Here is a 12,529-nt window from a genome sequence, read left to right as displayed (position 1 = left end):
GCTGCATCGCGAAGGGCTGGCCAAATCCCTGGGGGCAAATGTCCCCAAAGCCGATATTCAGTAGCTACTGGCGTTTGCTGCAATTGAATTGATGTACAATCAGCTGGAAGTGCATCCGTACCATCCCCTTACTCTGACTGAATACTGTCAGAGTAAGGGGATGGTGGTGTCGTGCTGGTCAATAATGGAAACTGGCTCATGGAGTGGATTGGCGAAAGAAGGCCAGCCCATTATTGATGATCGCATTGTAGTCTGGCCGATAAACATCAGGTGTCGGCGGGTCAGATAATTTTTGAAATGGGATTGTCAGCGTCAGAGTATTGGTATGCCCCAATCAGAAAGCGACAACAACATTACGGCAAATCTTCAACTGGATAGCTTTACCCTGACCGACGCCGAGCTTGCTCAGATTAATGCACTTAATAAGAACCACCGTCACGGCGGCGTTCCGGATAATGCGGGGCAGGCTAATTTAAATAACCCGGCGGCCTCACGCTAAGGCACAACATCTGCCTCAGAGCTTTGAGCTTAAACAGACGCGATCCAGGCGTCTTTTTGTAGATACAAAAATCGATGACTAGTCAGGTTAGCCTGCATGGCCTGTTTGGCGGGGGGATGCGCAAATGAACCGCAAAAAAGACCATAATAGATTAGAAAAAGATCAAAAAAGGGTAGACGCGCCCATAAGGTCAATGTATAGTCACCGCAGCTAAAGAAAGTGCTCAAATTTACATCCTTCATTTCGTTGTTTTATTCGTAACTCCACGTCCTGCGGTTTATTTAAATTCAAGTCTATATTTAAGCTACTCTTTGCCTTGAAGGCGTTATTATTTAAAATTAAAGGATATTATTATGTCTAATGTAACTACTGGAACCGTTAAGTGGTTCAACGAAGATAAAGGTTTTGGTTTCATCGAGCAGCAAGGCGGTCCAGATGTGTTCGCACACTTCCGTTCAATTGTTGGTGATGGCTTCAAAACTCTTAAAGAAGGCCAGCAAGTAGAATTTACTATCAGCCAAGGCCAGAAAGGTCCACAAGCTGAAAATATTCAGGCTATCTAATTATCCTGTCGGGGCAACCCGGTTAAAGATAATTCGATACCAAAAAAGGTAGCTTCCGAGCTACCTTTTTTTATGCCTGTAATTTACCAGAATCAGCTTTTCAGCCAGCCTTTGGCTACTGCCAGCGAGGTTTGTTCGTTGACATAATCCCACAGTTTGGGGGCGCAGGTTTGCAGCTCGGTGTTGCGATCTAAAATCTGTTGCTGGCTTACCTTGTGCCGGGCCCAGCTTCCGCCTTGATTCTGCATATTCTGAAACACCGGTAATACCCGATCCATGGCTTTGGCAAAGCGGGCATCATTGGTTTCAGCGGCTTCAAACTCAAGCCATAATTTCAGATAGTGCTGGCCCTGTTCTGCAGGTAACAAGCCAAAGATGCGCTTGGCCGCTGCCAGTTCTTTGAGTTCCTGTTCCGCATGATCGGCCGCTCCTGCAAAAGCAAACATGTCACCTGCATCAATCTCTACCAAATCATGAATAAGAATCATGGTAATCACCCGGCTGATGTCCACTGACTGTTCAGCATAGTCAGCCAGCATCAATGCACTTAGTGCCACATGCCAGCTATGTTCAGCGCTATTTTCCTGCCGTTCTTCATCGTGGGGTAATCGCAGCTGACGTTTAATGGCCTTCAGCTGATCAACTTCGTGAATAAAAGCGGCCTGGGGGATTTGGGTCATAAAATTTCCGAATTCAGATTAAACATAAAAAAACGCGCCAAAGGGGGCGCGTTTTAAACAATAAAAACCAGCGAATGGTTTAGTCTTTTTTACTTAACCACACGATAAGGTCCACAATCTCGTCTTTAGACATATCAGAGGTAAACTGTGCCTGGTAACGACCGTTAACAATAAAGTTTGGTACACCGCGAACATACTGGCGGTATTGTTCCAGGGTCTTATTGTTTTTCTTCAGCATGTTATTCACACCAAAGCTACTGGCCATTTTATCAAACTCAGCTTTATCTACGCCGTTTACCACAAAGATATTTCGCAGATCTTTCATACCGGTAACACTGGCACGCTGCTTATGGATGTAGTCAAAAATAGCGCTGTTCAGCTCGTCTTCCTGTTTGATGGCCCGGGCAATCATCATGGCACGGGTAGCATCATCCTGAATATCGGTTGAGGTGAAGCCCATAAAATTCACATGGATTTTGTTGAACTTGGTTTCCTTGCTGACCTTTTCTTTGATGTCTTTTACCAGGGGTTCGAATTGATAGCAGTGCGGACACCAATACGAAAAGAACTCCAGAATTTCGGGCTTTTCAGTCGCCGGTTCGTCTAGCACCGTGTAGTGCGTGCCTTCTTTCCATTTTTCATCTGCAGCACAAGCTTGCAATGGCACTAATAAAGCCATAACCAATAACAGGGCAAATTTTTTCATGCATTACTTTCCTCTAAGCGTAATTGAGCAAAAGGTTACCACAGCCAAAACCGTTCGCCTAGCCACCTGTGCAACCTGAGCAAAATGCGGCTGGAAACCTGCTGCGGCAGGCCTGTCTACGGTGACAGGCGCGCCGCTAGCTCCAGGAGGCCCCAGCCTTGACCGATGTCATTTTACCCACCTGTGATACGGCGTCTAAACACAGCGCCGGATCGTGAATCGGAAATGACAAAATAACTTCATCTATATCCGTGGCATTCACAAACCCCGCCAGTTGCTGTTCTACCGCGTCAACCGTGCCGACCACTGCGTAGCGCAACGTATGATTGATGGCGGCCAGTTCGTGTTCATGTAATGAGGCTTCTACGTGCTCAACCGGGGCGGGCATTGGCCGATTATGACCCCGGCGCAGATTAGCAAATTGCTGTTGTACCGAGCTAAACAAATATTGCGCCTGCTGCGCTGTGTCGCCAACCACCGCCATTACTCCGGCACTGACATAGGGCTGGCTCAATTGTGCGGATGGTTTGAAGTTCATCTTATAAATTCGGATAGCATCGTGCAGCGCTTCAGGCGCAAAATGTGAGGCAAAGGAATATGGTAATCCCAGTTTGCCGGCCAGTTGCGCCGAATAAAGACTGGAACCTAATAGCCACAGCGGTACCTTTGAACCTTCGCCCGGCACCGCAATGATGTCCATCGTATCAGCCGCGGGCTGCAAATAGGCTTGCAGTTGGGCCACATCGGTGGGGTAATTATCGACCGAAGATTCCAGATTACGGCGTAATGCCCGGGATGTCGCCATATCGGTGCCCGGGGCGCGCCCCAGACCTAAGTCTACCCGGTCGGGAAACATCGCGGCCAGCGTGCCAAACTGCTCGGCAATCACTAAAGGCGAATGGTTGGGCAGCATCACCCCGCCGGAGCCTATCCGGATGCGGTTCGTGGCGTGGCCGACCCCGGCCAGCATCACCGCCGTAGCAGCACTGGCAACACCGCGCATACCATGATGTTCGGCCAGCCAGAATCGTTCGAACCCTGCCTGTTCAGCGGTCTGAGCCATCTGTTTGCATTGCTCAATGGCCTGCGCCACGGATTGGTCTTCACCAATATGAGCAAGATCTAAAATAGAAAAAGGAACACGCTGAGACATGCACGACTCCGGTTAAAAAGTGACTATGCTCAACTAGGTTGGGATAAACAATGGTAAAACAAGCGTGGTGATCAGGATTGCGGTTAGCCGCGGGGGAAATACGCTAAGCTACACCGATTGGTGATAAATAAGCTAACGAAGGCTAAAATTAGCCACAAGCTTGCAAATCAGCCGGCAACATTCTGGCGGCAAGCTGCGCTCCGGCCGGGGTCTGAGTACTGGCAATGTCGTAACGGGTTAAACCCACATACTGCCAGCGGCCGTGTTGTTTACGAAAGGTGTGTACCGCAAGATGCACGCCCTGTTCCAGCTCAATCAATACATCCCCATCGGTATCGACATAGCAATACACCGGGGTGTCATCATGCAGCGTCACCTTCATATAGCCTTCGGCAGACACCGTACTTATTTCCTGAACCTGATAGGAAAAAGTTTCGCAAAACATAGATATAACGGTGGTCACATCATTGTTAAGCAGAACTGAACCAGCACCAGATTGTTCTATTTGTGCTAATAAACGTTTCATAAATGAATCTCCGGATAAAACGAGAGCAAACGCGATATTCGGTAAGACAACAAGTCAGCAACAAGGTAGCGGAATGGCCACAAACCTGTACAAAAAAAGGCCGAAAAACGTTCAAAATTATGCTTTAAGCTTATCATGAAAGCAGGTTTCACCCTATCTGATAAAGTGATTGTGACATTATCTTAATAGTTTGAGAAAACTTTCATTTTTAGTAACTTAACCAAAGAAATATGACGGTTTTATGACAATTATTTTTATAGATTGATGTAATCTATAAAAGCGGTTTTTCAAACAGCTTTTCGCCTAATAGGTCCAGCCGGGCTTTTAGGCCATAACCATCAAGCGGGACAACGGACCTTCGCTGTAGCAAAAGATACCTGATTGCGGCCGCTGGATTTGGCCTGGTATAAAGCATCGTCAGCGCGTTTTATCAGTTTAGGAATGGTTTCACTGGCTTTTTGGGTGGTGCTGGCACAGCCAATACTGACCGTAACCACGCCCAGTGATTCATTTCCAGAAAATGCGATGTTGAGACTGCGGACGGCTTCCAGAATATGCTGGGCCACCACAAAGCAGGTTTGTTCGGTTTTAGACGGCAATATCACCGCAAATTCTTCGCCGCCATAGCGCGCAGTAAGTCCACCCTGCGTGCGGGTCGTCGCATTGATGGCCTGGGCAATTTTTTGTAATGCTTCGTCGCCGCTAACATGACCGTAGGTATCATTGTAGCGCTTGAAAAAATCTACATCGATAATCATCAGGCTCAGTGGCAGCCGGTTAAACTGCGCATTGGACCAGTCCCGCGCCAGGCTCATGTCAAACAGACGGCGATTCGCTATACCGGTTAAACCATCGATATTCACTTGTTTTTCTAATGCTTTGTTGGCTTCTAACAGTTCTTTTTGCAGCAGTTGTAACGAGCGGCGGTTGTTCACGCTGATCAGCGTTTCGCTTACCATTTCACCGATGAGTTTAAGATAACGTACTTCATAGTGACGCCAGTGATGAACATTAGACAGCATATCGCACCCGATAAACCCGAATAAATCATCATTAAGGTACACCGCCACACACAGCACCGCGCGGATCCCCTCCCGTTCAAACTCGGCTTTTTCAAGGCTCGCCTCTGCAGGCAGGGTTTGTACATCATCTATTTTGAAAACCATGTCGGCTTTGATGGCGGCCTCAAAGTAAGGTAGTTGCTCTAATGGTATTTGCTGCAACTCATCCTTGTATGGCACCACGCCAGGCGCAACCCATTCATGGGTATTGTCCATTTTGCGTTTATCGGCAGAAAACCGGAACAGGTAACACCGGTCGGCATTGAAAAACTGACCGAAGGAACCCAGGCTTTGTTCAATTAAAGCATCGGTCTGATCAAAAGTGGCATTAATCAACTGAGTGGAAATTGACGACAGCAACATTGAAAATGACAAGTGACTGGCCAACGAAGAGTTTACGGTGCGCGCTTCCATATCCTGGACATCGTCAATATCTACCCGGATGACCAGATAATGCTGCTGTTCATCACCAGCATAAGAGCTGCGGAAAATACAGGTGTAGCGTTTGGTTCCTACCACAATATGCACACGCTGACATAAATCCTGTGCCTGTTCCGCTACTACTAATGGGGAGTCCGGGCCGGTAATGGCGGCGCCGGTAAAGGCATTAAAAAATAAAAAGTGGGCAAGACAATCTGTGCTGGTTACCTCAAACTGACGGCGAAATTCGTCCGAAACGCCATACGTGTCAGTATTGACAGGTTTGAAGATTAAACACACGGGGAGCTGCTTTAATATCACCGCATAATCTTGTGTCATGGCTAATGTCGATATCCTTATAGTAGGCAGATAAATTGGCCAGCCGTGGTAACACTAACCTTGGGGTGTGGGCATTTAAACCCAGGAATTCCTGTTAACTATAGCCCACTATAGTAAATGCGCCATACCCGCAGCTCTCTTACCGGGTAGGGCGCGGCTTCACCGTCAGGCAGGCTTTAAAAGGAATAACCGGCACTCAGGCGCCAGCGTCGTTCATTTTCACTGTACCCGACAATATCCTGATAATGTGCATCCAACGCATTGTCTATGCGCAAATTAAGCTGCCAGGCAGGCGTTAACTGATAAGCCAGGTTTACGCTAAGCAGAGTATACGCCGACAACTCAATACGTTGGGCAGGGTCGGGAAACGGTGGATAAAAAATATCCTGGCGTGAGCCGGTGTAAGCCAGTTTGGTGTAAGCGCTCAGCCCCGGGACAGGCAGCTCACCACTAACCACTAAAGAAGCCTGATGACGGGCCCGGCGCAGTTCGGCCTGGCCCGGCTCCTGAGCCTCCACATAGCTGTAGGTGGCTCGCACACCCACGGCGTCCGAATGAAACTGAAGCTGAGCCTCAATACCGTCGCGCTCACTATCTTCAGGCTTATTGGCGGCGGTAGTCAGCATGGTCTGCGGGTCATACACAAAACCATTGATCTCATCCTGCAACCGGGTTTGATAATAGCTCAATTTACCCGACCACTGTCGGCTCCATTTTGCGCGCGCCCCTACTTCCCACTGCTGACTTTTTTCTGGCATTAAGTCGGGGTTACCGGTGAACGTATCGGGAAAGTAACCAAAACGCTCGGTGAAGGTGGGGTTTTTCACCGCTCTGGCATTACTGATAAACAATTGGTAGCGGGGACTAAGCTGCCAGGTGAGCCCCGCGCGGTAGCTAAAGGCATTATCAAATTCATTGTTGTCATCAAAGCGCAGCGACACGGTGGCGATAACATCGTCCAGCAGGGCCTTGCCGGCTTCTGTGAACAGACTGGTGGTATAACTTTGTTGGTGCTGATTCGGATCGGCAAAGGTGCGCAGGCCCCGTTGTTTAAACTGGCGCCGCTGATACTCAAGCCCGCCGGCCAGCTGCCAGTCGGCTATCTGGTAGCGGTGGGTCCAGCGAAACTGATAGCGTTGCCCGGTCGTGCCGCCATCAAACACGCCATTGGCTGTGCTGTTGTTTTTATCTTCACGGTAGTGCAGCGCCAGATTACTCTGATACGACGTGTCTGCTGGGGTAAACTGCCAGTCCAGCTGGCCGCTGAGCTGTTTACCGTCGGTCACATTCGCCGCATCGGTAGGTAAGCCGGTAACCACAAAGTCGATAGCATCATAATCGGTGGTATAGTCTACCACTCGGGCACTGGCTGAAAACCGGTGGGCCGCAGATGCTGTCCAGCGCAGCGCGCCGCCAGTGGTGATATTACGATAACCATCTTTTTCGGTGCCCTTCAGGGCGATATTGTCACCATCAGTCTCCAGCAGTTCTGCATAACTGGAAAACTGCATATCACCGCTGGAACCTGACGCATTCAACGCAACCTGACTGGTATGGTCACTGCCCGTTCCCACCTGGACCTGGAAATAGGAGCCCTGACTCTGGGCTTTGGTGGTAATGCTTAGCACGCCAGCGATGGCGCCACTGCCCCACACGGCGCTTTGTGCACCATGGAGCAATTCAATGCGACTCACACTGGCGGCAGTAAGATGCGCCAGATCAATGGCGCTGCCCTGGCCAATATCATTGGCAATAACCCCATCAATGAGCACCAGCAGGTGGTTGGTTTCACTGCCGCGCATACGAATTTCGGTAAGGGCCCCGGCACTGCCAGCCTGGGCGATGGTGATGCCGGGAAGGGCACGCAACAAATCCGTAATTTGCAGCGCCCCCGACCGGGCAATTTCCTGCTCGCCGATGACCGTGCTGGTAGCGGGTAATTGATTTAAATCAAACGGTAAACGGCTGCCGGTGACCGTAAGGGTTTCCATATCGGACGGCGCCGGGGAAGCAACAGCAAAGGTTGGGGTAAGTGCGCTATACAGCACGCCGGTCGTTAAGATGGTACGGGATAAAAGATAAGTCATGATAAGTCTCGTTCATACACTCCGCCCGAGTGTAACGTTGCGAACCATCAGCTCAGGGGCTGATGAACCTATCAGGCCGGTATCCGGGCTTTCTCTCTTTGGCTCTTGTGACCAAAGCTATGTCGAACCTTCCCATGCCTTCAGGCACAGTGGTGAACATCAGCATATAGTTGCTGACTGACATAAACCCATAACCGGGTGAGATTACCGTTGCGGGGGCAGCGTCAGCTTTGCACTGACTTCCCGTTTACCCTGCACAAAGGCAGGCACCTGAACCTGGCAAAGTATACGGAGTTTGCTTGCTAAGGGCAAAAAAAGGATGAAATATCAGGCAGGTAAAAGCAGTAAAATAACCCCATAGCGAGCGGCTTTACCCAGGGTGACCAGCGCCAGAAACAGCACCTGCGGGACCCGGATTACCCCGGCCAGCATGGTTAGGGGATCGCCAATCACCGGCACCCAGGCCAGACAGAGTGACGCCACGCCGTATTTGGCAAAACGGGTTTCGGCACGGGCAAATTGATGATCACTGAGCTTCAGCAGACGTTTCAAACCGGGCCGGCCGGCTTTGTAACCGATGAGGTAATTAACCCATGAACCGGCCACATTACCGGCGGTGGCCACCATCAGCAGCGCCAGCCACGAATAGCCATGCTGCTGCAAAGCAATCAGCATGGCTTCAGAGCCCAGCGGCAATAGGGTCGCGGCCAGAAAGGCACTAACAAACATGCCGCTAAGGCCCAGACTGATAAGCATCAAGGCGAGTCTCTACATGCCTAAACTGAGCGGCGGCTCCTGCAGCGCAGATAATTGTTCTTTTAAGGCCAGAATCTGATTTTCCCAGTACTTGTCTTCGGCAAACCAGGGGAAGGCCCGGGGAAATGCCGAATCCTGCCAGCGCTTCGACAGCCAGGCCATATAGTGCACCATCCGCATTGCCCGCAAAGGCTCAATCAGAGCCAGTTCGCGGCGGTCCAGTTCATGAAACTCTTCGTAAGCCTCGACCATCGTATCCAGTTGCAACAGCTGCTGTGACCGGTCGCCGCTTAGCATCATCCACAAATCCTGAATCGCCGGACCCATTCGACAATCGTCCAAATCTACAAACAAGGGGCCGTCGCGCCACAAAATGTTGCCCGGATGGCAATCACCATGCAAACGAATCTGCCCGAAGGGTTGGTATAATTTTCGGGTTTGCGCAATCACCGGTTCGGCAATGGCAAAGAAGGCGGTTTTCAGATGATCAGGCAACAGCTCACTGTGCTCCAGTTCAGCCAGCGGCTGGGTCAGAAAGTGCTCGGTATCCAGCGGTAGGCGGTGGACAAAGGGTTTGGCCTGCGCCACCCGATGCATCCGCCCGATAAACCGGCCCATCCATTCAATCTGATCCAGATTGTCTATTTCAAACTGGCGTCCGCCTACCGATGGAAATACCGCAAACCGGAATCCCTGATAGGTGTGTAAGGTGGTCTGATTGATAATATACGGCGCCACCAATGGAATTTCCGCGTCCGCCAGCTCCAATGCAAAAGCATGCTCTTCAAGAATCTGCTCGTTGCTCCAGCGGGCCGGGCGATAAAATTTAACCACCATGCGCTGACCGTCATCAGCCTGGAACTGATAAACCCGGTTTTCGTAGCTATTAAGCGCCAGCAGTCCGCTTTGTGGATAAATGCCGCATGACTCTATGGCATCCAGTAACACATCGGGGGTGAGCCCGGTGAAAGTAAAATCTGACATAACACCCTATCGGTAAAGGAATTTACTGGGTTCGGTCAGGCTGACAGCGTCATCCTGGTCAACCGAACTAACCGTAAATTGAATTTCTGTTACCGGATCTTCCAGATTATAGGCGTCGGTGGCAACCGAAATCGGTAATGTTGCCACTTCTCCTGCGGCCACGGTAATAGTCTGGTTACCGATAAACCGGTGGTCAGGCAGACCACTGACCCGGATTTGATAGGTCGTATCGCGCTGTGTTTTGTTCATGATTTTCAGCGTATAAACATTTTCGATAAGCCCGTCGTTGGTTTCACGATAAAGCGAATTACGATCGCGAATAATGTCGACATCCAGCGGCACCCGCCACATAAAGTTGGCCACCAGCACCGTCACCATTAGCATAAGCACCACAAAGTACCCAATCAGTTTGGGCCGGAAAATACGGGTGGTACCGCCTGCCAGTTCTTCTTCTGAAGTAAACCGAATCAGCCCTTTGGGGTAATTCATTTTCTCCATTACCCCGTTACAGGCATCCACGCAGGCCCCACAATTAATACATTCATACTGCAGACCATTGCGTATGTCGATGCCGGTGGGGCACACCTGCACACATAAGTGACAATCAATACAGTCACCCAGGCCCTGTGCATGAACGGCTTCGCGGGATAGCTTACGCGGGCGGGGGCCCCGTGACTCACCCCGATTGGGGTCGTAGGCCACGGTAAAGGTATCCTTATCAAACATGGCCGACTGAAAACGGGCATAAGGACAAATATGAGTACACATTATCTCGCGCATGTAACCGGCATTGCCGTAGGTACACAACGCAAAAAACACCACCCAGAAGCTTATCCAGAAGCCGGAATTAAAGGTAAAAAAATCCACAAAAAGGTCGCGCACAGGAGTGAAATAGCCCACAAACAACAACGCGGTGAGTAGCGCCACACTCCACCAGCAAAACTGTTTAGCCGTTTTGCGCCAGAATTTATCAAAATCCATGGGCCGTTCATCCAGCTTTATGCGTTTATTGCGGGTCCCTTCGATTTTTTCTTCAAACCAGGTAAACACATAGACCCAGGTGGTTTGCGGACACATAAATCCGCACCACACCCGGCCGGCAAAGGTGGTCACAAAAAACAGGGCAAAGGCCGAGATAATAAAAATGTACGCCAGATAAGTGAGATCCTGGGGCCACAAGGTCAACGAAAATAAGGTAAAGCGCTGCTCGGCAATATCAAACAATACTGCCTGCTCCCCGTTGTAGGTAAGCCAGGGGATAACGGCAAACAACCCCAGAAAGAACAACCCGAAAAAACGGCGAAAGGTTTCCAGCGGTCCTTTTACCGCCCTTACATAAATGCGGCTGCGCGCGCTATGGTGCTTTTTTTCGGTGGTGGCTGGCTTATGCACTTTCACCGGTGTGACATTTTTGACCGGTATTTTTTCGCTCATGGGTTCACCCTGTGACTAAATGCTCATCCATTCTACCTGCACTATTATCTCAAAGCTTGATGCAGATCAAATAAATAGCTGTGCGCCTGCCGACCAAATATATGCACTATTTATAAATTACGATGCCAGCGTATAAATGGGCTTACTGTAAGGATACTAAGGATCATCTAAGCTAACCGGGTCAATAGTTAATCTTTTACAGGTTTCACCATTATGCGGCGCTGGCTTTTATTACTATTACAGGTTGGTCTACTGGTGCTGATATTTCGTCTGCCGGAAGTGCAGAACTTCTTTCATGACGCCATTGAGCAGGGTGGCGAAGCTGTCGACGCCATCATTGATTGGCCGGAGCAACAAAAACTGGCCGAGCTTGCTGATGAGCTTACCCCGTGGCAGGCGACCTTACGGCCCTATCAACAGCTTTACATCAATGATGTATTGGAATCCGGGGACAGTGTGAATGCGTTTCATCGCTCGTTTTGTTTGACACCGGATAAAAACCCGTATCTGCAGGGGGCGGCGCTGGCATATTTTTGTCAGCAACTGGAACTGACCGGCCTGCTTGATGCTCACTAATAACGTCGATGAGCTATTCAGTTTTCATTCAGGCTTAAGCCATTATGGTAAGACCGACACAAAGATACGCGGTGCGGCATATTCTTACTAAAGGCTCAGGTGATTAAATAAAGGTAATAAACTGAACTTGGCGGCCGCCTGTAGACTCTTAATACTGTGTATTTTTTCTTAGTATTCCCAGTGGGGGCTATTATGTACAAATCTTTTGCAGTGTTGGCGCTTACCAGCGGTCTTATTGGTGGACCGGCAAGCGCAGCGCAGGTCAATGTGACCTGGCAGGATCCTGATTCGTATCGGGATATCCAGCCCTCTAATCAGTCTCGTCAGTCTTTTCGGAAAATGATTTTTGCTGATTTTGAGAAGTATTTCACCAAGCTGGCAGAACAACTGCCTGCAGAACAGGTGCTGACCATGACCGTGACGGACTTGGATCTTGCTGGCCAAGTCTGGCCTTCCAGCTTTCTTGGCGGGATGGGTGGCACAGATGTACGGCTGGTAAAATCAGTTTATATTCCACGCATCAGTTTTTCGTACACGTTGACCGATGGGGCGGGCAATACCTTGCAAGATGCCCAGGTTAAACTTAAAGATATGGCCTTTATGGATCGTGGTGTGCGCACCAATCGCCGGTATCGAAACCTGAGCTACGAAAAAGCAATGATCAAAGACTGGTTTGATAAAACATTAGAGCAAACCGCCGCCAACTAATGATGTAAGGTTTTTTATTTTTTTAACCGGCCGGCGT

13 protein-coding genes and 1 riboswitch are annotated in these 12,529 nt (G+C 49.7%); of the genes, 4 read left to right on the top strand and 9 right to left on the bottom strand.

The window, feature by feature from the left end; translation table 11 throughout:
- Nucleotides 1–325 precede the first annotated feature (325 nt).
- Nucleotides 326–499, top strand: a complete 174-nt coding sequence (locus IT774_RS14305; protein WP_195810361.1) for a hypothetical protein — start codon at nt 326–328, stop codon at nt 497–499.
- A gap of 353 nt (nt 500–852) precedes the next feature.
- Nucleotides 853–1,062, top strand: a complete 210-nt coding sequence (locus IT774_RS14300) for a cold-shock protein (protein WP_195810360.1) — start codon at nt 853–855, stop codon at nt 1,060–1,062.
- Between the two features lie 92 nt (nt 1,063–1,154).
- Here IT774_RS14300 and IT774_RS14295 read toward each other — a convergent pair whose 3' ends face one another.
- The 9 genes from IT774_RS14295 to ccoG form a co-directional block, all read right to left on the bottom strand.
- A complete protein-coding gene (locus tag IT774_RS14295; RefSeq protein WP_195810359.1) occupies nt 1,155–1,742 on the bottom strand; it encodes an HD domain-containing protein in 588 nt (195 codons plus the stop codon).
- A 79-nt stretch (nt 1,743–1,821) separates the two neighbouring features.
- Nucleotides 1,822–2,448: a thiol:disulfide interchange protein DsbA/DsbL gene (locus tag IT774_RS14290; RefSeq protein WP_195810358.1), complete on the bottom strand. Its 627-nt coding sequence runs from the start codon at nt 2,446–2,448 to the stop codon at nt 1,822–1,824.
- A gap of 136 nt (nt 2,449–2,584) precedes the next feature.
- Complete coding sequence (locus IT774_RS14285; protein ID WP_195810357.1) at nt 2,585–3,601, bottom strand: LLM class flavin-dependent oxidoreductase; 1,017 nt, start codon at nt 3,599–3,601, stop codon at nt 2,585–2,587.
- A gap of 148 nt (nt 3,602–3,749) precedes the next feature.
- Nucleotides 3,750–4,127: a hypothetical protein gene (locus IT774_RS14280; protein WP_195810356.1), complete on the bottom strand. Its 378-nt coding sequence runs from the start codon at nt 4,125–4,127 to the stop codon at nt 3,750–3,752.
- 338 nt (nt 4,128–4,465) lie between these two features.
- Nucleotides 4,466–5,947, bottom strand: a complete 1,482-nt coding sequence (locus IT774_RS14275) for a sensor domain-containing diguanylate cyclase (protein WP_195810355.1) — start codon at nt 5,945–5,947, stop codon at nt 4,466–4,468.
- Nucleotides 5,948–6,123: 176 nt separating this feature from the next.
- Nucleotides 6,124–8,034 carry a TonB-dependent receptor plug domain-containing protein gene (locus IT774_RS14270; protein WP_195810354.1) on the bottom strand — a complete coding sequence of 637 codons (1,911 nt, stop codon included), beginning with the start codon at nt 8,032–8,034 and terminating at the stop codon, nt 6,124–6,126.
- A gap of 57 nt (nt 8,035–8,091) precedes the next feature.
- Nucleotides 8,092–8,323: riboswitch (cobalamin riboswitch) on the bottom strand.
- A 38-nt stretch (nt 8,324–8,361) separates the two neighbouring features.
- On the bottom strand, nt 8,362–8,790 hold the full coding sequence (locus IT774_RS14265; RefSeq protein WP_232365214.1) for a YqaA family protein: 429 nt from the start codon (nt 8,788–8,790) through the stop codon (nt 8,362–8,364).
- 12 nt (nt 8,791–8,802) lie between these two features.
- Nucleotides 8,803–9,774, bottom strand: a complete 972-nt coding sequence (locus IT774_RS14260) for a serine/threonine protein kinase (RefSeq protein ID WP_195810353.1) — start codon at nt 9,772–9,774, stop codon at nt 8,803–8,805.
- A gap of 6 nt (nt 9,775–9,780) precedes the next feature.
- Complete coding sequence (gene ccoG / locus IT774_RS14255) at nt 9,781–11,208, bottom strand: cytochrome c oxidase accessory protein CcoG (RefSeq protein WP_195810352.1); 1,428 nt, start codon at nt 11,206–11,208, stop codon at nt 9,781–9,783.
- 213 nt (nt 11,209–11,421) lie between these two features.
- Between ccoG and IT774_RS14250 the strand changes: the two genes are divergently transcribed.
- Both IT774_RS14250 and IT774_RS14245 read left to right on the top strand, forming a co-directional pair.
- Nucleotides 11,422–11,784 carry a hypothetical protein gene (locus IT774_RS14250; RefSeq protein ID WP_195810351.1) on the top strand — a complete coding sequence of 121 codons (363 nt, stop codon included), beginning with the start codon at nt 11,422–11,424 and terminating at the stop codon, nt 11,782–11,784.
- 192 nt (nt 11,785–11,976) lie between these two features.
- The gene (locus tag IT774_RS14245; protein WP_195810350.1) at nt 11,977–12,492 is read left to right on the top strand and encodes a DUF3016 domain-containing protein; all 516 of its coding nucleotides are present in this window, start codon (nt 11,977–11,979) and stop codon (nt 12,490–12,492) included.
- Nucleotides 12,493–12,529 lie beyond the last annotated feature (37 nt).

The sequence above is a fragment of the Salinimonas marina genome (genome assembly GCF_015644725.1).
GTDB lineage: Bacteria > Pseudomonadota > Gammaproteobacteria > Enterobacterales > Alteromonadaceae > Alteromonas.
This window is presented reverse-complemented; position numbering and strand designations above follow the sequence as displayed.

Excerpts from the sequence above, each read along its gene's own strand:
- IT774_RS14245 (WP_195810350.1), top strand. The coding sequence starts at position 11,977 with ATGTACAAATCTTTTGCAGTGTTGGCGCTTACCAGCGGTCTTATTGGT.
- IT774_RS14270 (WP_195810354.1), bottom strand. The coding sequence starts at position 8,034 with ATGACTTATCTTTTATCCCGTACCATCTTAACGACCGGCGTGCTGTAT.
- IT774_RS14295 (WP_195810359.1), bottom strand. The coding sequence starts at position 1,742 with ATGACCCAAATCCCCCAGGCCGCTTTTATTCACGAAGTTGATCAGCTG.
- IT774_RS14260 (WP_195810353.1), bottom strand. The coding sequence starts at position 9,774 with ATGTCAGATTTTACTTTCACCGGGCTCACCCCCGATGTGTTACTGGAT.
- IT774_RS14285 (WP_195810357.1), bottom strand. The coding sequence starts at position 3,601 with ATGTCTCAGCGTGTTCCTTTTTCTATTTTAGATCTTGCTCATATTGGT.
- IT774_RS14280 (WP_195810356.1), bottom strand. The coding sequence starts at position 4,127 with ATGAAACGTTTATTAGCACAAATAGAACAATCTGGTGCTGGTTCAGTT.
- IT774_RS14305 (WP_195810361.1), top strand. The coding sequence starts at position 326 with ATGCCCCAATCAGAAAGCGACAACAACATTACGGCAAATCTTCAACTG.
- IT774_RS14250 (WP_195810351.1), top strand. The coding sequence starts at position 11,422 with ATGCGGCGCTGGCTTTTATTACTATTACAGGTTGGTCTACTGGTGCTG.
- IT774_RS14300 (WP_195810360.1), top strand. The coding sequence starts at position 853 with ATGTCTAATGTAACTACTGGAACCGTTAAGTGGTTCAACGAAGATAAA.
- IT774_RS14265 (WP_232365214.1), bottom strand. The coding sequence starts at position 8,790 with ATGCTTATCAGTCTGGGCCTTAGCGGCATGTTTGTTAGTGCCTTTCTG.
- ccoG (WP_195810352.1), bottom strand. The coding sequence starts at position 11,208 with ATGAGCGAAAAAATACCGGTCAAAAATGTCACACCGGTGAAAGTGCAT.
- IT774_RS14290 (WP_195810358.1), bottom strand. The coding sequence starts at position 2,448 with ATGAAAAAATTTGCCCTGTTATTGGTTATGGCTTTATTAGTGCCATTG.
- IT774_RS14275 (WP_195810355.1), bottom strand. The coding sequence starts at position 5,947 with ATGACACAAGATTATGCGGTGATATTAAAGCAGCTCCCCGTGTGTTTA.